A 19,768-nucleotide genomic window follows, 5' to 3' on the forward strand; every position below is an offset into this window, starting at 1 on the left:
ATTAATTGATACGTGCGCCGGAACCGCCCTCTTCCAGCGGTCCGTCGGGATCGGCGGGCAGCACGATATAAACGCCTTCAAACACTGCGCCACACTCATCATCGCCGAAAAGCTCCACTTCAAGCTGCACGCGCGCTTTACGGCCACGCGCCAGACGATCGAGATCGCCGCTCAATGAGCCCAGATCGGCAATCGCTCCGGGCCGCCCGCTGATGGGATGGCTATAGCGAATGTGGGCATCTGCCAGAATAATCGTTCCACCGAGATGACGCTCGCGCAGCAGCAACCAGATCAAGCCCCAGCCGGTCAGTGTTGCCAGCGAAAAGAGGCTGCCGGCGAACAGGGTATGGTGCGGATTCTGGTTGCCCGCCTCGGGCATGGTGGTAATAAATTTCTGCCCGGTAAACTGCAGAATGCGGACCCCCATCTTCTCGCTGAGCGGGATGTGATCGTACCAGGCCTGTTGCAGCTGCCCGCACCAGTCGGCGCGGTGCAGAATGTCATCCAGCGTAATAACCGGCTTAATCATCAGAAAGTGACGAACCGGCGTGGTCTGCGGCGCGGTTATCTCGCCCTGATTGACGTAGCCGAGTTTCGCGAAGAAAGCGACAGCATCTTCCCGGGCACTGCAGGTCACCCGCTTTGCGCCTTCCTGACGCGCCACTGACTCCAGCGTCATTGCCACCAGCGTTCCCAGCCCTTTGCCCTGCACGGAGGGATGAACGGCCATGAAGCGGATCGCGGCCTCGTTGTCGGCATTAATGTAGAGACGACCGATGGCGACCGGATTTCCCTGCTCGTCCACCACCATCTGATGATGCGCTAAGGCATCCCAGGCGTCACGTTCAGACCCCTGCGGCTGACGCAGCGGTTTACGTAACATTTCCCAGCGGAACTGATAGTAGATATCCAGCTCTTCCGCTGTCTGAGGCACACGAAGGTGATACATAAAATGTTTCTCCCGCTCGGAGGTGTGGCCTGTTCCCTGCCGCTCAGCTGACGCTCTCACACCTGTAACCAGAACGTCACCGGACCATCGTTCACCAGTGAAACCTGCATATCTGCCGCGAAACGGCCATTCGCCGTGGTAATGCCCTGCTGCCGACAGCAGTCGCTGAAGTACTCATACAGACGCTCAGCCTCAGCCGGCTCGGCGCCACCAGAAAAGGAGGGGCGCATCCCTTTTTGCGTGTCAGCGGCCAGCGTAAACTGTGACACCACCAGCACGCTTCCCCCCGTCTGGCGGAGACTCAGGTTCATTTTGCCCTGCTCATCACTAAAGATGCGATAGCCCAGTACGCGTTCTGCGAGACGTTCCGCACGCGCATTGTCATCGCCCTTCTCCACCCCCAGCAGGACCAGTAGTCCGGCACCAATTTCACCGGTCACATCCTGATCGACGCTGACGCTGGCGCGCGTTACGCGCTGAATCAATGCAATCATCTTTCCTCGCGTTGCTCATCTTTGTGCTGCTGTTTCAGCTGCCGGTAGTCGGCTAACGTCACGGTTATTTCAGCGCCCAGCAACACAATACACCAGGTCCAGTAGACCCAGAGAAACAGAATCGGGATCACGGCCAGAACACCGTAGATCAACTGATAAGAGGGGAACATCGTAACATAGAGCGCAAAGGCCTTTTTGCCCAGCTCAAACAGCGCCCCGGCGACCAGTGCACCAATCAGCGCATCACGCGGCGGCACGCGCTGGGTGGGCACAATACTGTAGAGCAGCCAGAAGGCGAGCCACGAGAGCAGAAGTGGAAAAATACGCAGCATCTGATCAACCAGGCTGGTGACCCCGGTGGCATTAATCCAGCGCAGCGACAGCAGATAGGAGCTGATCGCCAGGCTGGCACCGGCTAGCAGCGGGCCGAGGGTCAGGATCATCCAGTAGACCGCAAAAGAGTAAACCATCGGCCGCTTCTTGTGGCTGCGCCAGATGGTGTTCAGCGCGGTATCGACCGAATGCATCAGCAGCAGGGCCGTCACAATCAGGCCGACGGCCCCGACCGCCGTCATCCGGTTGACGTTAGCCACAAACTGCTCAAGATAGCGTTGCAGCGTATTGCCTGCGGCGGGCATCAGGTTGTTGAAGACAAACTGCTTCAGCTGCACGCTGATGTCGGAGAAGACCGGAAACGCCGCAAACAGCGCAAACACCACCGCAATCAGCGGCACCAGCGCCAGCAGTGAGACATAGGCCAGGTTGCCCGCCTGGGTTGTCATGCCATCTTCGTCAATACGTTTCCACAGCAGCCTGAGCCACAGCCAGAAGGCATGCAGCCCGGGACGAAATGTTCGTGACTTCATGCGTTACTGTCGACCTGCAAACCAGTCGGGAACCGTGCGGCTGTCCGTCACCAGCACGCTTTCGATACCCAGCGCCCGGGCCGCCTCGATATTTTCTGCATTATCATCAAAAAAGACCGCCTGATCGGCCGTTACCCCTTCCGCATCCAGCACATGCTGATAAATGCGGGCTTCCGGCTTCCGCATGCCCAGCTCCTGTGACAGGTAGAGCTTGTCGGCCGCCTGCTGCACGTCGGGGTACTGCGTCGGCCAGAAGGCGCAGTGCAGCTTATTGGTATTAGAGAGGATCACGACCCGATGCCCCTCCAGCCGCAGCCGGTTCATCAGCGCCAGCGTTTCCGGACGCACGTCAACGAACACCGCCTGCCAGCCCGCAGCAAACTGTTCATAGCTGAGAGCGATCTCCAGCTTTTCGCAGAGGGCCAGCGCGAAATCTTCATCGCTGATCTCACCGCGTTCATGCTGTTCGAACGCCTCATCCATCCGGAAATGGCTTTGCAGTGAGGCCAGCGGCACACGGCTAAGGTCACTCCAGACGCCCAGCACGCGGTTAAAGTCGATATCGATAATCACATTGCCTAAATCAAAGATATACAGCATGGTGCGCCTCCTTCGGTTCCCTGGAGTATTCACTCTAGCGGCAAAAACGCAGGCTGAACAGCCAGCACCGGAGAGAAAAGCGTAAACGGCAGCGGGTGGGCAAAAAGCGTGTCACAGCAGACAATAATTGGCTGGCCCGGCGGGCAGGCGCGGAATCGCAGGCAAAAAAAAAGCCCCGCATGGCGGGGCTCTTTATTACGCTAAAGCGCGATTACGCGTCTTTAGGACCACGTGAAGCACGTTTACGGTCATTTTCGGTCAGATGGCGTTTACGGATACGCACTGACAGCGGAGTCACTTCTACCAGTTCGTCATCATCGATGAACTCGATAGCCTGCTCCAGCGTCATTTTCTGCGGTGGAACCAGGGTGGTGGCTTCATCTGTACCGGAAGCACGCATGTTGGTCAGCTTCTTACCGGTCAGACAGTTCACGGTCAGGTCGTTAGAACGGCTGTGAATACCGATGATCTGGCCTTCATAGACTTCTGCACCGTGACCCAGGAACAGCTTACCGCGATCCTGCAGGCCGAACAGGGCGAACGCAACCGCTTTACCCTGACCGTTAGAGATCAGGACGCCGTTCTGACGCTGACCCACTTCGCCCTGACGAATGTCGTCGTAGTGGCTGAAGGTGGAGTAAAGCAGACCGGTACCGGAAGTCATGGTCATGAATTCGTTACGGAAGCCGATCAGACCACGGCTTGGGATCACGTAGTCAAGACGTACGCGGCCTTTACCATCCGGGTCCATGTTTTTCAGGTCGCCTTTACGCTCGCCCATGGCTTGCATAACGGAACCCTGATGCGTTTCTTCGATATCCAGCGTGACGTTCTCGAATGGCTCCTGTTTACGGCCTTCGAATTCACGGAAGATAACTTTCGGACGGGATACCGCCAGTTCGAAACCTTCACGACGCATGTTTTCGATCAGAACAGACAGGTGCAGCTCGCCACGACCTGAAACGCGGAATGCGTCCGAGTCTTCGGTTTCTTCAACGCGCAGAGCCACGTTGTGAACCAGTTCTTTGTTCAGACGCTCCAGGATCTGGCGCGACGTCACGTACTTACCTTCTTTACCGCAGAACGGTGAGGTGTTGACGTTGAAGAACATGGTTACGGTAGGTTCATCGACGCTCAGGGCTGGCAGCGCTTCCACATTCTGCGTGTCACAGATGGTGTCAGAGATGTTCAGCTCACCCAGACCGGTGATAGCAATGATATCGCCCGCTTCAGCCAGATCGCTGTCGATACGCTCAAGACCCAGGTGAGTCAGGACTTTGCCGACTTTACCGTTACGGGTTTTGCCTTCGCTATCGATGATAGTGACCTGCTGGTTAGGCTTCACTTTACCGCGCTTGATGCGGCCGATGCCGATCACGCCCAGGTAGTTGTTGTAGTCCAGCTGCGAGATTTGCATCTGCAGTGGCGCTTCAACTTCAACCTGTGGAGGTGAAACGTGGTCAACGATGGCCTGGTACAGCGGGGTCATATCGTCAGCCATGTCGGTGTGGTCAAGACCTGCAATACCATTCAGCGCAGAGGCGAAAATGATAGGGAAGTCGAGCTGCTCATCAGTCGCATCCAGGTTAACGAACAGGTCAAACACCTGATCCACAACCCAATCCGGACGTGCGCCCGGGCGGTCTACCTTGTTGATAACCACAATCGGCTTCAGACCATGCGCGAACGCTTTTTTGGTCACGAAGCGGGTTTGCGGCATAGGGCCATCCATCGCATCTACAACCAGCAGCACCGAGTCCACCATGGACATGACGCGCTCAACTTCACCACCGAAGTCGGCGTGTCCTGGGGTATCAACGATGTTGATACGGTAGTCATTCCACTTAATGGCGGTGTTTTTTGCGAGGATGGTAATCCCACGCTCTTTCTCCAAATCATTGGAGTCCATCACGCGCTCGGTTGCTTCGGTACGGGCATCAAAAGTACCGGATTGTTGCAGCAGTTTGTCAACCAGGGTGGTCTTTCCATGGTCAACGTGCGCGATGATGGCGATGTTACGCAAATTTTCGATCACAGCTTTGCCTCAGGCATTAGAAATAGCGCGCTATTGTACACGGATTAAGCGGAAGACTGAACACGATCACACTTTTCACTGAAAGATTATTGCATTGACGCAAATTCGCACTGTTCGCGGTGCAGAAAATGCACTAAGTTGGTCCTATGCACCAAATTGGTGCCTGTAAATTCACCTTCAGCACTGTTATGGTGCACTAAAACCATCGTGGTGCAGCCGCATTACGACAAAAAGGTGCATCATAAGGCGATTTAAGCAACATCAAAAAAGTTGGCACAGAATTCGCTTTATCTGAAACAAGCGTAAACGCCAGTCAGATGTCGGTTGAAGAGCGTGCCGGAAAAGAGTGGTCAGGAATTTCCTTTCCCGCCACGCCCTCCGGAAACGACGTTTCCTCGCCATGTAGATAATGAAAGACCATTTCCAGGAGAGTTGAGTATGTCCGCTGAACACGTTCTCTCGATGATGAACGAGCATGAAGTTAAGTTTGTTGACCTGCGTTTTACCGATACTAAAGGTAAAGAACAGCACGTTACGATCCCTGCTCACCAGGTTAACGCTGACTTCTTCGAAGAAGGCAAAATGTTCGATGGTTCGTCTATCGGCGGCTGGAAAGGCATCAACGAATCAGACATGGTGCTGATGCCTGACGCTACCACGGCGGTCATGGATCCTTTCTTCGAAGATTCTACGCTGATCATCCGTTGTGACATTCTCGAGCCAGGCACCATGCAGGGCTACGACCGCGATCCACGTTCTATCGCCAAACGCGCTGAAGATTTCCTGCGCTCTTCCGGTATCGCCGATACCGTCCTGTTTGGACCAGAACCTGAATTCTTCCTGTTCGATGACATCCGTTTCGGTTCATCGACTTCCGGCTCACACGTTGCTATCGACGATATCGAAGCGGCATGGAACACCGGTAAAGAGTACGAAGGCGGTAACAAAGGTCACCGTCCAGGTCTGAAAGGCGGCTACTTCCCGGTTCCACCGGTTGACTCATCACAGGACATCCGTTCTGCCATGTGTCTGACCATGGAGCAGATGGGTCTGGTGGTTGAAGCGCATCACCACGAAGTGGCGACTGCGGGCCAGAACGAAGTGGCGACCCGCTTCAATACCATGACCAAAAAAGCTGACGAAATTCAGATCTACAAATATGTCGTTCACAACGTCGCGCACGCTTACGGTAAAACCGCGACCTTTATGCCGAAGCCAATGTTTGGCGACAACGGTTCAGGCATGCACTGCCACATGTCACTCTCTAAAGGTGGCCAGAACCTGTTCGCGGGCGATAAGTACGGCGGCCTGTCTGAAATGGCTCTGTTCTACATCGGCGGTATCATCAAGCACGCTAAAGCGATCAACGCCCTGGCGAACCCGACCACCAACTCCTACAAGCGTCTGGTTCCGGGTTACGAAGCACCGGTTATGCTGGCTTACTCTGCCCGTAACCGTTCTGCGTCTATCCGTATCCCGGTCGTGGCCAGCCCGAAAGCCCGTCGCATTGAAGCGCGCTTCCCGGATCCAGCGGCTAACCCATACCTGGCGTTCACCGCACTGCTGATGGCTGGCCTTGATGGCATCATCAACAAAATCCATCCTGGCGATGCGATGGATAAAAACCTGTACGACCTGCCACCGGAAGAAGAAGCTGAGATTCCAAAAGTTGCAGGCTCGCTGGAAGAAGCGCTGAATGCACTGAACGAAGATCGCGAGTTCCTGACCCGCGGTGGTGTCTTCACTGATGAATCTATCGATGCTTACATCGAACTGCGTAAAACTGAGATGGACCGCGTTCGCATGACGCCACACCCGGTTGAGTTCGAGCTGTACTACAGCGTTTAACTGATCAGACGTTTTTGTTGCCGTGGAAACTTTTAGCCCATCTTCGGATGGGCTTTTTTCTCCGCGAATTCACCGTTCATTCTCCCGCTTTTCGGCTTAAACACCAGAATGCACCTATTTAGTGCAGAGGAACGTTGTATGGCAACTGGCTCTCTGCCCGACGCCGGGCAGATTCTCAACGCTTTAATCAACAGTATTTTGTTGGTGGATAACGACCTGGTTATTCATTACGCCAACCCGGCGGCGCAGCAATTACTGGCGCAGAGCTCACGCAAGTTGTTCGGCACGCCGTTACCGGATTTAACCGGCTACTTTTCGCTGAATATTGAGGTGATGCGCGAGAGTCTTGAGGCTGGCCAGGGATTCACTGACAGTGAGGTCACGCTGGTAGTCGATGGTCGCGCACATATTATGTCGCTGACCGCACAGCGTTTACCCGATGGCTTGATTCTGATGGAAATGGCGCCGATGGATAACCAGCGTCGCCTCAGTCAGGAGCAGTTACAGCACGCCCAGCAGGTGGCTGCACGCGATCTGGTTCGCGGCCTGGCCCATGAGATAAAAAATCCGCTGGGAGGATTGCGCGGCGCGGCACAGCTTTTATCACGCGCCCTGCCCGATCCCTCGCTGAATGAATATACCAGGGTCATTATTGAACAGGCCGACCGGTTGCGGAATCTGGTGGATCGTCTGTTAGGGCCACAGCAGCCGGGGATGCACATTACCCAGAGCATTCACCAGGTGGCTGAGCGGGTGGTCAATCTGGTGTCGATGGAGCTGCCGGAGAATGTCTCCCTGGTGCGGGATTACGATCCCAGCCTGCCGGAACTGCCGCACGACCCTGACCAGATTGAACAGGTGCTGCTTAACGTCGTACGCAATGCGCTTCAGGCGCTGGGCGACGACGGCGGGACGATTGTTATTCGCACCCGTACGGCTTTTCAGCTGACGCTGCATGGCACCCGTTATCGCCTGGTAGCACGAATAGATATTGAAGATGATGGCCCCGGTATTCCGGCCCAGCTGCAGGATACGCTTTTCTATCCGATGGTCAGTGGACGTGAAGGCGGAACCGGTTTAGGTCTCTCCATCGCCCGTAGCCTGATTGATCAGCATTCAGGAAAAATAGAATTTAACAGTTGGCCGGGTCACACCGAATTCTCGGTCTACCTGCCTATTCGCCAGTGAGGTTTCTATGCAACGAGGGATAGTCTGGATCGTCGATGACGATAGCTCCATCCGCTGGGTGCTTGAACGCGCGCTCACTGGAGCCGGTTTGAGCTGTGCGACGTTTGACAGCGCAGGTGAGGTGCTGGATGCCCTCTCAACCAAAACCCCGGACGTTTTACTGTCAGATATTCGCATGCCCGGTATGGATGGCCTGGCGCTGCTGAAACAGATTAAACAGCGTCATCCGATGCTGCCGGTCATCATTATGACGGCGCATTCCGATCTCGATGCCGCGGTCAGCGCCTATCAGCAGGGGGCGTTTGATTACCTGCCTAAGCCATTTGATATTGATGAGGCGGTTGCGCTGGTAGAGCGCGCCATCAGTCACTATCAGGAGCAGCAGCAGCCGCGTAATCAGCCGGTCAGCGGACCGACCACCGATATTATCGGGGAAGCGCCCGCGATGCAGGATGTGTTCCGCATCATCGGGCGGTTGTCGCGCTCTTCGATCAGCGTCCTGATCAATGGTGAGTCGGGCACCGGTAAAGAGCTGGTCGCCCATGCGCTGCACCGGCACAGCCCGCGCACCAAAGCACCGTTTATCGCGCTGAATATGGCGGCGATCCCCAAAGATTTGATTGAGTCAGAACTGTTCGGTCATGAGAAAGGCGCCTTTACCGGTGCGAACCAGATCCGCCAGGGCCGTTTTGAGCAGGCCGATGGGGGCACGCTGTTTCTGGATGAGATTGGCGACATGCCGCTGGATGTGCAGACCCGACTGCTGCGCGTGCTGGCCGATGGTCAGTTCTATCGCGTCGGCGGCTATGCGCCGGTCAAAGTGGATGTGCGGATCATTGCGGCTACCCACCAGAACCTGGAATTACGCGTGCAGGAAGGCAAGTTCCGTGAGGATCTGTTCCACCGCCTGAATGTGATCCGTGTACATCTGCCGCCGCTGCGTGAGCGTCGTGAAGATATCCCGCGTCTGGCGCGTTATTTCCTGCAGGTGGCGGCCCGTGAGCTGGGGGTAGAAGCGAAGATTCTGCATCCGGAAACCGAAACGGCGCTGACCCGTCTGCACTGGTCAGGTAACGTGCGCCAGCTGGAAAACACCTGTCGCTGGCTGACGGTGATGGCGGCCGGTCAGGAAGTGCTGATTCAGGATCTGCCCGGCGAGCTGTTTGAGTCCAGCACACCAGAAAACCCGGTGCAGTCACTGCCTGACAGCTGGGCCACGCTGCTGGCTCAGTGGGCCGACCGCGCCCTGCGTTCCGGTCATCAGAATCTGCTGTCAGAAGCCCAGCCCGAGATGGAGCGGACGCTGCTGACTACGGCGCTGCGCCATACCCAGGGCCACAAGCAGGAAGCCGCACGTCTGCTGGGATGGGGACGCAACACCCTGACGCGCAAGCTGAAAGAGCTGGGGATGGAATAGAGGTTCAGTTCGGGCTGGCGAGGTCTGCCAGCCCGTTTCTTTAGATCACACGCGAAAACTGCTGCTGACGGGCTTTCTGCCGCAGATAGCGATCAAAGCACATGCAGATATTGCGGACCAGCAACCGGCCAATCCCCGTCACTTCCAGCCCCGTCGTCGTCTGCTCCACCAGCCCGTCGGCAATTAAGGGTTTCAGCAGCGCCAGATCTTCAGCAAAGTAGTCATGAAAGCAAATTCCCCACTGCGCCTCTGTTGCGGCAAAATCGAGCGAAAAGTGGCAAATCAGTGTTTTAATCACATCCCGCCGCAGACAGTCATCGCGGGTTAAGGCGACGCCGCGCCACAGGCCATTCCCCTGCTGTTCCACACTGCTGTACCAGCTGTTAAGGTCTTTCTGGTTCTGCGCATAGCTGTCACCCACCATGCTGATGGCGGAGACACCCAGCCCCAGCAAGTCGCTGTCGCCCTGCGTGGTGTAACCCTGAAAATTGCGATGCAGCTTCCCGTCGCGTTGCGCGACAGCCAGCTCATCCTGCGGCTTCGCAAAGTGATCCATGCCGATATAGTGATAGCCCTGCTGCGTCAGGGTCGCGATGGTCTGCTGCAAAATATCCAGTTTCTGCCGGGCCGAGGGGAGTTCATCCTCTTTGATTTTGCGCTGTGCCGCAAACAGCGCCGGCAGATGCGCATAGTTGAAGACGCTGAGACGGTCCGGATTCAGCGCCACGACCCGCTCCAGCGTCCAGGCGAAGCTGTCGGGCGTCTGCAGAGGTAAACCGTAGATCAGATCGATGCTGGTTGAGCGGAAGCCCTGTTCACGTGCGCGGGCCATCAGACTGAAGATTACCTCCTCATCCTGCACCCGGTTAACCCGCACCTGCACCGCTTTGTTGAAGTCCTGCACGCCCATACTGAGACGATTAAAGCCCAGCGATCGGAGATGATCGATCATATCCGGCGCCATTTCCCGCGGATCAACCTCGATCGACATTTCGGCATCATCGGTCACATTGAAGTGTTGCTTCAGCAGGCCCACCAGCCGCGAAACCTGCTGCCTGTCGAGAAAGGTCGGTGTGCCGCCGCCCCAGTGAAGCTGTGTCACCCGGCGCTGGCGGAACAGCGGCGCGCGCTGAATAATCTCCTGCTCCAGCACATCCAGATAGCGGTCCGCTTTATGGCGCTGACGCGTCACCTGCTTATTACAGCCGCAGAAGTAGCAGAGACGGTGGCAGAAAGGGATATGAACGTAAAGCGACAGCGGACGCCCGGGATAGCGTGCCACGGCAAGCCGAAAATCGGTTTCCGTATAATCTTCGCTGAACTCCAGCGCAGTGGGATAGGAGGTGTAACGTGGCCCGGCGTAATTGTACTTTTCAATTAACGCCTGATCCCAGGCAATCTGCAGCGATGGCATGCTCACTCCTTCCGGTGACGTCGTCTGAGAGAAGGTCGCGAAGAAGAAGGGATGAAAGGTGAGCGGGATGAGACCCGACGTAAACGTTGCTTCAGACGCGACAGGCGTCGTAGTTTAAACAATAACCACAGCAGATAACATGTCGCCAGCAGCGCGAAAATTGATCCAGGCCAAAACATTGTCGTTTACCTGAGAAGCACGGCATGCGGAACTCGCATGCCGATCAAATTTGCTTAGTTGCCCTTCAGCAGACGGTACATATCCTCTTCTGCCTGTTCATCTTCGCCATCGTCCATCACGATGCCTAACTGCTCCATCAGTTCGTCGATGCGATCCAGCGAGGCATCCAGCCAGCCCTGATCTTCTGCCGACAGCGTTTCGCCATTTTCCAGGCGATCCAGCAGCGCATCCAGACGTTCATCGTTTTCCAGCTTCGCCAGCTCTTCTTCCGGCGTCAGGCGCACTTTCTTCGGGGCTGCCGGTTTATCTGCACTTTTCTGTGGCCTGACGGCGGTGGTTTTGCCATCGGCGATCAGGGCCACCGGCTTCTTACTCCCGATGCGCGGATCTTTTGCGGGGGCTGACTGGCGTGCGCCATTGCTGTCCGACGCCGCCGGATTAGCACGGCTGCCAGATGCATGTCCGCGATGCTTTTTATCGCGTTTGCGATCGCGCGCTTCGAGGTTAATTTCGTCACGCGATTTGCGTTTGGCTTTGACGGCAGGTTTGCCGTGGGCAGCTCGTGCAGGTTGCTTCATAGTATTCGGTCCTGGCTTTTTTATTCAGTATAGAATTGCGGCGAAATCTAGCAGAAACCCGACAAAGAAAAAAGGCGACAGCTCAAGCTGTCGCCTTATTTCATACCTTCACAAGAAGGAATCATGTTTTAAATCCTTTTCGGCTCGTAACATCCCGGTCAATCCCGCGCCTGCTCAACTCCTGAGCTATTCCCTGTCCCTGTCTGGCCATATCCCTGACCTGTTCCATTCCATCGCTCATTGCCATCCTGACATCCCTGAGCGCATCATCCTGATGTGTGCTGCCATTCACTGCACAATAATGTAGACCAACTGGTAAAAGCCTCAAGTCAGCGCCACCAATAGTTGGCTTAAAAAAAGAGCAAAACTTATTAACCAATTGAAATTATGATGATTTTATTTTCAGAAATCCGCGTAAAAATCGACATAACCCGCAGCGCGAATGGTCAATCTCTTACATGGACTGTTATCACGACGCGATTGAGCACTTTCGCGCCATAACGCGTATAATCGCCGCCATTGCCCTAATGCGTTTTCTGGAGTGTTACCTTGTCTGAATTGAATTATCACGTTACCCACTTTGTCATGAGCGCGCCGGATATCCGTCATCTGCCTGCCGATACCGGAATTGAGGTGGCTTTTGCTGGCCGTTCGAACGCGGGAAAATCGAGTGCGCTGAACACGTTAACCAATCAGAAAGGCCTGGCGCGCACCAGTAAAACACCGGGACGTACCCAGCTGATCAACCTGTTTGAAGTTAAAGAAGGGAAGCGTCTGGTCGACCTGCCAGGCTACGGTTATGCCGAAGTGCCGGAAGAGATGAAGCTGAAGTGGCAGCGTGCGTTAGGCGAGTACCTGCAAAAGCGTCAGGCGCTGAAGGGGCTGGTCGTATTGATGGACATTCGTCATCCGCTGAAAGATCTCGACCGCCAGATGATTCAGTGGTCGGTGGAAAGCGCAATTCCGGTTCTGCTGCTGCTCACCAAAGCCGATAAACTCGCTTCCGGTGCCCGCAAAGCCCAGCTCAACGTCGTGCGTGAGGCGGCGCTTAGCTTCGGCGGCGATATCCAGGTAGAGCTCTTCTCATCGCTGAAGAAAATCGGCGTGGATAAGGTTCGTCAGAAACTGGACAGCTGGTATGCGATGCCTGATGAGGCGACTGAGGATCAGCACGGGGACGCGTGAGCAGCATCGCTGATCCGCTGACACTGCGGTAACAAAAATCCCAATAAAAAACGCCCCAGTCACAGAATGACTGGGGCGGCTAAATTCAGCCAAATCCGATTACGTGAAGTAAAAGGTCTGAAAGATAGAACATCTTACCTCTGTACCCTACGCGACGAACTTTACCTGATTTTTTGTGCCTGACAAAGGCTTTTTTGTTGCTTACTTACATCAAAACAGGACTTTTTTTACCATACCCGTCACAAAAATAGCGTTGTGATGTAGTTTAATGACGAAAAAAATGTTTAGCCGATAAGCAGTTAGAAACGCGCTTTCGCTCCCGGTTACAGCTGACCACTCAACTAAACGAATTACTTATGCCTGAATCAGGGCCAGTTTTGTGCGACAGAACCGGCCCGGAGGCGGTAATCAGTGTGCTTCGTCCCAGTTGTCACCGACGCCGACTTCAACCAGTAACGGTACGTCGAGCTTCACACTGCCTTCCATTAACGCACGGATTTTCTGGCTGGCTGCTTCCACCGCCTCCGATTTCACTTCGAACACCAGTTCATCGTGAACCTGCATGATCATTCTTACTGCGCTGTCATTCTGCTGCTGAAGCCACTCATCCACGGCAATCATCGCGCGTTTGATGATGTCTGCTGCCGTTCCCTGCATTGGCGCATTGATGGCGGCACGCTCTGCGGCTTTGCGGCGAATCGCATTGCTGGATTTAATATCCGGCAGCCAGAGCCGGCGCCCTTCCAGCGTTTCAACATAGCCTTTATTCGCCGCCAGCTGCCGGGTGTTCTCCATATAGCGCAGTACGCCCGGATAGCGTTCAAAGTAGAGGTCCATATACTTTTTCGCTTCACCTGCACCGATGTTGAGCTGACGTGACAGGCCAAAGGCACTCATGCCATAAATCAGACCAAAGTTAATCGCTTTGGCGCTGCGACGCTGTTCTCCACTCACCTTATCCAGCGCGACACCAAACACTTCCGATGCCGTAGCACGGTGAATATCCTCACCCTGGGCAAAGGCATCCAGTAAGCCTTTATCCTGAGAGAGATGCGCCATGATACGCAGTTCAATCTGGGAGTAGTCGGCCGCCAAGATGCGATAACCTTTATCGGCAATAAAGGCCTGACGGATTCGGCGTCCCTCGTCATTACGCACCGGGATGTTCTGCAGGTTAGGATCGGCAGAGGACAAGCGTCCGGTGGCGGTAACGGCCTGATGATAGGAGGTATGCACCCGTCCGGTCAGCGGATTGATCATCTGCGGCAGCTTGTCTGTATAGGTCGATTTCAGTTTCGACAGGCCGCGATGCTCCAGGATCACTTTAGGCAGCGGATAATCGAGCGCCAGTTCGGCTAACACCTCTTCGCTGGTTGACGGTGCCCCACCCGGTGTTTTCTTCGTAGGTTTGATGCCCTGTTTTTCAAACAGAATCACCTGAAGTTGTTTTGTGGAGGAGAGATTGAAGGGCTCGCCTGCCAGCTCATGCGCTTTCGACTCCAGCTCAGCCAGTCGGGCAGTCAGCTCTTTCGAGTGTTGCGCCAGAATAGCCTGGTCGATCAAGACGCCATTGCGCTCTATCCGGGAGATGACCGTCAGCAATGGCATCTCAATCTGCTCAAAGACGTTTCTCGGGCCCGCTTCTTTCTCCAGCTCAGGCCACATCTTCAGATGCAGCTGCAGCGTGACATCGGCATCTTCGGCAGCATAGTGGGCTGCCTGCTCTAACGCGATTTGATTGAACGTCAGCTGATTTTTACCTTTACCGGCAATCTCCTGGAAAGTGACCGTTTTATGTTTAAGCCAGCGAGCAGCCAGGCTATCCATATCGTGTTTGCCCACCACGCTATTGAGGATGTATGACTCCAGCATGGTGTCAAACCGGATACCGGCCAGTTCAATGTCGTAGTTCCTGAGGACGCCGCGATCGTATTTCAGGTTCTGACCCACTTTCCAGGCACTGGCATCTTCCAGCAGGGGCTTAAGCTGCGCCAGAACGGCGGCGCGATCCAGCTGCTCAGGCGCATCAAGATAGTCATGGGCAACCGGCAGATAAGCCGCTTCACCGGGCGCCACCGCGAAGCTGATGCCGACAATATTTGCACTCAGGGTATCAAGCGCATCGGTCTCCAGATCAAAGGCAAAGACGTCGCTGTTTTTCAGCTTCTCCAGCCAGCTATCAAAGAGAGCCTGATCCAGAATGGTCACGTAGTTATCGGTTGGCAATACGCTGCTGGTTTCCAACACGGGTGCCGGCTCATCGGACAGGGCTTTTTGCGCCTGCGTATTGCTCTTTTTCCCCTGCAGCCATTTACCGTCCTGCAGATCGCTCAGCCAGCGTTTGAACTCATAACGGCTGAACAGAGACTGCAGTGCCTCAATATCGGGATCGGTCACCGTCAGCTCTTCACAGGGCTGAGCCAGCTCAACGTCGGTTTTGATGGTCGCCAGCTGATACGAGAGGAAGGCCACCTCACGATTCTGCTCAAGTTTGGTCGCCATCGTTTTGGCACCGCGAAACGAGAGATCGGCCACTTTATCCAGGTTGTCATAGATCGTCTGCATGCTGCCCAGCCCCTGCAGCAGCGCCTGTGCGGTTTTTTCACCCACGCCCGGTACGCCGGGAATGTTATCTGAGCTGTCGCCCATCATGGCAAGGAAGTCGATAATCAGCGCGGGAGGGACACCATATTTCTGCTCGACCTCTTCCGGCCCGAGAATGGTATTGGTCATGGTGTTAATCAGCGTAATCCCTGGCGAAACCAGCTGCGCCATATCTTTATCGCCCGTGCTGATCAGCACTGAACGGCCCTTCTTTTCAGCCTCCAGCGCCAGCGTACCGATCACATCGTCCGCTTCCACACCGCTCACCGCCAGCAACGGCAGCCCCATCGCCCGTACCATCTCGTGCAGCGGCTCAATCTGCGCGCGCAGATCGTCCGGCATTGGGGGGCGGTGAGATTTGTAATGCTCGAACAGTTCGTCTCTGAAGGTTTTGCCTTTGGCATCGAACACCACAGCAACGTGACTCGGATTATACTGTGCCAGCAGGCTTTTCAGCATGTTGAGCACGCCGTACATGGCGCCAGTCGGTTCACCTGCACTGTTGGTCAGCGGCGGAAACGCGTGATACGCGCGATAAAGATAGGATGAGCCATCAACCAGAATCAGGGGATTTTCTGCAATTTGCGCCATAAGTCTGTGTAGTCTTCGTTGCTGTGAGTTGGACTATAAGGATGCCACAACCTGGCAGAAATGGTGAACTAAGGCGTGCCGCGTGGACGTTTTTTCACATTTCCGGAGGCAGGATCGCAACGATCGGGTTGTGGATAACTTTGTGCGTAAAAATGATAACGCGCGATCCCTCAGGCGATCAGGCAATTTATGAGCAAATAAAATGCTTATTTTTCATATGCTTTATCAATTACCGTGACGTGATCGCCATTTTCAATAGCGTGATCCCTTGTGTGGATATTAAATTTATGCCCTGGAGATGGACAAAACCGTCGCGCAATTAAGAAGCATAAAAAAAACGCCAGCAGGCGCTGGCGTTTCACGAGTGCAGAAGGCTGATTACTTCTGGCTTACCAGGAATTTAACGACGTTGGCATAGTCTGCAACGAAATTATCCATAGAGCTGGTATCCAGTCCGCCATTGTTCACCATGTATTTGCCATTAACGAACATCGCAGGCACACCACGCAGATCGACATCAGCCGCCGCTTTCTGCTGCTGGGCAACTAAGGCTTTAACTGCGAAGCTGTTCCAGGCCGCATCGTAATCAGAAGAGGAGATCCCGGCCGCCTGAATAAAGGCCTCTTTCAGACTGGCAGGATCGGTAATGGTCTGCGTTTTCTGAATGCCGTCGAAGATCGGTGCCGTAACCTTGTCTTCCACACCCAGCGCCATCGCTACCGCCCAGGCCTGAGTCACGACCGGCCCGAGATCACCGCCGAGGAAATCGACGTGATATTTCACCAGTTTGGTGTCAGCAGGCAGGTTCTTTTTAACCGCGTCATTAACGTGATAAATGCGTTCAAACTGATAGCAGTGCGGGCAGAAAAACGAGAAGAACTCCATCACCTGAGGTTCGCCGGCCACGGGTTTCTGCAGACTGACATATTGTTTACCTTCAGTGAACTGGGCAGCAGACGCGCTGAATGCCAGCACTAAACCCATCAGTGCAAACCAAATCTTTTTCATCGTGAAACACTCTCCTGACTACGTCATTAATATTGCGGTGTCAGCTGCAGAGGAGGTTCCTGCAACAGCTTCTCCTGCTCGGTGAATAGCGAAATTTGCCTGCGCCAGAAATCTTCATCTGTCATCCAGGGAAACGCACGCGGAAAAGCGGGATCCTGCCAGCGTCTGACGACCCAGGCCAGATAATAAACCATGCGCATCGCGCGTAAAGGTTCAATCAGTGACAATTCATTAATATCAAAATCGCTGAATTCACCGTAAGCCTCCAGCAGGATATCCCACTGAATACGCTGTTCCTGTCGATCGCCGCTGATCAGCATCCAGAGATCCTGCACCGCCGGGCCATTACGGGCGTCATCCAGATCGACAAACAGCGGTCCATCGCGCCACAGAATATTTCCCGGATGGCAGTCACCATGTAATCGTAGCGGCTGCCATCCGGTATGCCAGTGCTGCTGCAGCGCCTCTCCCAGCTTATCAACCGCGTGTAGCAGCATGGCTTTCAGTGAATCAGGAACCAGCTGAGCCTGTTCCAGCACCTGACGCGGTTCGTGCAGATACTCATCCAGTCCCATGACTGGCCGGTGACTGAACAGCGCTTTGCGACCGGTCTGATGAAGACGCCCCAGAAAACGACCTACCCACTCCATCTGATCTTCGTTGTCGGTCTCATATTGCCGCCCGCCCAGACTGGGAAAGAGCGCAAAGAAAAAGCCCGCGTGGCGGTGCAACGTCTCGCCCTGAAGCCGCAGCGGTGCCGCAACAGGGACCTCGTCAGCCAGCAGATCGAGAGCATACTGATGCTCTTCCGCAATCTGTTCGGCACGCCAGCGCTGTGGACGATAGAATTTGGCGACATAGCGACGTTTTTCATCATCGCTGAACTGATAGACCCTGTTCTCATAACTATTCAGGGCTGTCAGTCCCGATTCGACGCGGATTCCTGTACCCCAGAGCGCATCAAGCAGCACGTCGGGGTTCAGTGTCTGGAAGTTGAAAGCAGCGTCGCTCATTCTGTTACCTGTGGTTGCCCTTGCATGTAGCTGCCAAGGATAACACTACTCGTCCGGTTTAATGACACCCCGCGCGCGGAGGAGTGCCGTTTTAAAATCGACTTCATAATCTTTTTTCAGCCCCGGAATGGCATCATCGCTGGCTGAGTCACGCATTTTGAGATGGTAAATTAATATATCGTCCGTTAATTCACTTAACGGGCCACGGAAACCAGATTCCTGAGCCAGTTTCTGCAAAAATGTGACCAGATTAAGGTCAGGCTCTTTTTGCCAGGCGGGTTGCAGCAATTCCAGCAATTCATTCAGGCGATGGCATTTCATTTCGTTTTCTCCAGGTACGTAATCAGCGAGGGCACCGTCATGACAGCATTAACCGGCATCATTCTGGCGGGTGGTCAGGGCCGCCGTATGGGGGGGCTGGATAAAGGGCTGGTGCAGCTGGACGGCAGACCACTTTACCAGCATGTTCTTGAGCGGCTCAGGCCACAAGTCGACATTGTCATGATTAATGCGAATCGTAATATTGATCGCTATCAGCTAAGCGGGTGTCGCGTTATAGAGGATGTTTTTGACGATTACCCGGGCCCGCTGGCTGGCATCTACAGTGCCTTAATCGCCATAGAAGGGGAATGGGCGGTTTTTTGCTCCTGCGATACCCCGGCGATTCCTCTTAACTTTGTGGAAAAACTGATCCATCAACGCAGAGAAGCACCCGCAGTATGGGTTCGCTCGCAGACGCGCGATCACCCTACACTCGCCCTGATTCACCGTGACATGGCAAAAGCCCTTTTTGACTATCTGCAGGCCGGAGAGCGGCGCCTCATGCAGTTCCTGCGCGATCATGGTGGTCATGCGGTCGCGCTGGATGATGATGAATCCGCCTTCCGCAACATCAATACGCCAGACGATCTGAAAGAGAGAACCTGATATGTCACTACCCTTACTTGCCATTGTGGGCTGGAGTGGAACCGGTAAAACCACGCTGTTACAGCAGGTGATTCCGCTCCTCAGTGGCAAAGGCATTCGCGCGGGGTTGATCAAGCATACCCATCATCAGATGGATGTGGATACCCCAGGTAAAGATAGCTATCTGCTCAGAAAGGCGGGGGCCAGTCAGGTCATGGTCGCCAGTTCAGAACGCTGGGCATTGATATGTGAAACGCCGGATCAGCCGTCGATTGATCTGTCTTATCTGGTCAGCCGCATGGATCACGCTTTACTTGAGGTGGTGCTGGTCGAAGGCTTCAAAGATGAACCTGTTCCAAAGATTGTTTTATGGCGCGAGGGGGTTAAGGGTGGGATCGAAGAGCTGCTCGATGCGCGGACAATAGCGGTTGCCACTGACCAGAAATTAGCGCTGAACGTACCGGTTCTGGATATAAATTGTCCGGGCAGCGTTGCAGATTTCATTGCTGAGTGGCTGAAAAGCCGCTGAGGATGGTATTACACTGCGATTTTTCACGATCGGCAGACGTAAAAAAGCCCCGCACGTCGGTGCGGGGCTTCTTCACTTGTATAATGCCTGGCAGTTCCCTACTCTCGCATGGGGAGGCCCCACACTACCATCGGCGCTACGGCGTTTCACTTCTGAGTTCGGCATGGGGTCAGGTGGGACCACCGCGCTAAAGCCGCCAGGCAAATCTTGGTGCACGAAACGAAAAATTCTTCGCTTCTGCTAATTCTTTATCCGTCACAAACTGAAAATCATGTCTCTCAAAAACGCCTCTGGCGTTGTAAGGTTAAGCCTCACGGGTCATTAGTACCGGTTAGCTCAACGCATCGCTGCGCTTACACACCC

At 54.7% G+C, this 19,768-nt stretch carries 17 protein-coding genes and 1 rRNA gene; 6 read left to right on the plus strand and 12 right to left on the minus strand.

Annotated elements, in window-relative coordinates:
• Position 1 precedes the first annotated feature (1 nt).
• From fabY to typA, 5 genes are all read right to left on the minus strand, one after another.
• Positions 2-949 carry a fatty acid biosynthesis protein FabY gene (gene fabY / locus CKF42_RS08685; protein WP_009088141.1) on the minus strand — a complete coding sequence of 316 codons (948 nt, stop codon included), beginning with the start codon at positions 947-949 and terminating at the stop codon, positions 2-4.
• Between the two features lie 56 nt (positions 950-1,005).
• Entirely contained in the window at positions 1,006-1,443 is a 438-nt protein-coding gene (gene dtd, locus CKF42_RS08690; protein WP_009088144.1) for a D-aminoacyl-tRNA deacylase, read from the minus strand.
• Complete coding sequence (locus CKF42_RS08695; protein ID WP_009088146.1) at positions 1,440-2,309, minus strand: virulence factor BrkB family protein; 870 nt, start codon at positions 2,307-2,309, stop codon at positions 1,440-1,442. The genes dtd and CKF42_RS08695 overlap by 4 nt, the downstream gene beginning before the upstream one ends.
• Positions 2,310-2,312: 3 nt before the next feature.
• Positions 2,313-2,909, minus strand: coding sequence for a glucose-1-phosphatase (yihX, locus tag CKF42_RS08700; RefSeq protein ID WP_046100875.1), 597 nt, complete (start codon positions 2,907-2,909; stop codon positions 2,313-2,315).
• A gap of 211 nt (positions 2,910-3,120) precedes the next feature.
• Positions 3,121-4,944, minus strand: coding sequence for a ribosome-dependent GTPase TypA (gene typA, locus CKF42_RS08705; protein ID WP_009088150.1), 1,824 nt, complete (start codon positions 4,942-4,944; stop codon positions 3,121-3,123).
• Positions 4,945-5,382: 438 nt separating this feature from the next.
• Here typA and glnA point away from each other — a divergent pair, with 438 nt between their 5' ends.
• The 3 genes from glnA to glnG all read left to right on the plus strand — a co-directional run bounded on the left by glnA (position 5,383) and on the right by glnG (position 9,397).
• Positions 5,383-6,792, plus strand: coding sequence for a glutamate--ammonia ligase (gene glnA / locus CKF42_RS08710; RefSeq protein ID WP_009088151.1), 1,410 nt, complete (start codon positions 5,383-5,385; stop codon positions 6,790-6,792).
• Between the two features lie 138 nt (positions 6,793-6,930).
• Positions 6,931-7,980, plus strand: a complete 1,050-nt coding sequence (gene glnL / locus CKF42_RS08715; RefSeq protein ID WP_009088153.1) for a nitrogen regulation protein NR(II) — start codon at positions 6,931-6,933, stop codon at positions 7,978-7,980.
• Between the two features lie 7 nt (positions 7,981-7,987).
• Entirely contained in the window at positions 7,988-9,397 is a 1,410-nt protein-coding gene (glnG, locus tag CKF42_RS08720; RefSeq protein ID WP_009088155.1) for a nitrogen regulation protein NR(I), read from the plus strand.
• Between the two features lie 40 nt (positions 9,398-9,437).
• Here the strand turns inward: glnG and hemN are convergent, their stop codons facing one another.
• The gene (hemN, locus tag CKF42_RS08725) at positions 9,438-10,811 is read right to left on the minus strand and encodes an oxygen-independent coproporphyrinogen III oxidase (protein WP_111207993.1); all 1,374 of its coding nucleotides are present in this window, start codon (positions 10,809-10,811) and stop codon (positions 9,438-9,440) included.
• 233 nt (positions 10,812-11,044) lie between these two features.
• Entirely contained in the window at positions 11,045-11,569 is a 525-nt protein-coding gene (yihI, locus tag CKF42_RS08730; RefSeq protein WP_009088161.1) for a Der GTPase-activating protein YihI, read from the minus strand.
• Positions 11,570-12,118: 549 nt separating this feature from the next.
• Between yihI and yihA the strand changes: the two genes are divergently transcribed.
• Positions 12,119-12,754: a ribosome biogenesis GTP-binding protein YihA/YsxC gene (gene yihA, locus CKF42_RS08735; protein WP_009088163.1), complete on the plus strand. Its 636-nt coding sequence runs from the start codon at positions 12,119-12,121 to the stop codon at positions 12,752-12,754.
• Positions 12,755-13,162: 408 nt separating this feature from the next.
• Here yihA and polA read toward each other — a convergent pair whose 3' ends face one another.
• From polA to CKF42_RS08760, 4 genes are all read right to left on the minus strand, one after another.
• Positions 13,163-15,949, minus strand: a complete 2,787-nt coding sequence (polA, locus tag CKF42_RS08740; protein WP_111207994.1) for a DNA polymerase I — start codon at positions 15,947-15,949, stop codon at positions 13,163-13,165.
• Between the two features lie 378 nt (positions 15,950-16,327).
• Complete coding sequence (dsbA, locus tag CKF42_RS08750) at positions 16,328-16,957, minus strand: thiol:disulfide interchange protein DsbA (protein WP_009088168.1); 630 nt, start codon at positions 16,955-16,957, stop codon at positions 16,328-16,330.
• A 26-nt stretch (positions 16,958-16,983) separates the two neighbouring features.
• Positions 16,984-17,970, minus strand: coding sequence for a serine/threonine protein kinase (locus CKF42_RS08755; protein WP_111207996.1), 987 nt, complete (start codon positions 17,968-17,970; stop codon positions 16,984-16,986).
• Between the two features lie 45 nt (positions 17,971-18,015).
• The gene (locus CKF42_RS08760) at positions 18,016-18,291 is read right to left on the minus strand and encodes a YihD family protein (protein ID WP_046100879.1); all 276 of its coding nucleotides are present in this window, start codon (positions 18,289-18,291) and stop codon (positions 18,016-18,018) included.
• Between the two features lie 39 nt (positions 18,292-18,330).
• On the opposite strand from CKF42_RS08760, the gene mobA reads away from it, so the two are divergent.
• Both mobA and mobB read left to right on the plus strand, forming a co-directional pair.
• A complete protein-coding gene (gene mobA, locus CKF42_RS08765; protein WP_058957391.1) occupies positions 18,331-18,897 on the plus strand; it encodes a molybdenum cofactor guanylyltransferase MobA in 567 nt (188 codons plus the stop codon).
• Between the two features lies 1 nt (position 18,898).
• Complete coding sequence (mobB, locus tag CKF42_RS08770) at positions 18,899-19,405, plus strand: molybdopterin-guanine dinucleotide biosynthesis protein MobB (RefSeq protein WP_111207997.1); 507 nt, start codon at positions 18,899-18,901, stop codon at positions 19,403-19,405.
• Between the two features lie 85 nt (positions 19,406-19,490).
• Here mobB and rrf read toward each other — a convergent pair.
• Positions 19,491-19,606, minus strand: a 5S ribosomal RNA gene (gene rrf / locus CKF42_RS08775).
• Positions 19,607-19,768 lie beyond the last annotated feature (162 nt).

It is taken from the genome of Pantoea sp. ARC270 (assembly GCF_003236725.1).
Taxonomy (GTDB): Bacteria; Pseudomonadota; Gammaproteobacteria; order Enterobacterales; family Enterobacteriaceae; genus Pantoea; species Pantoea anthophila.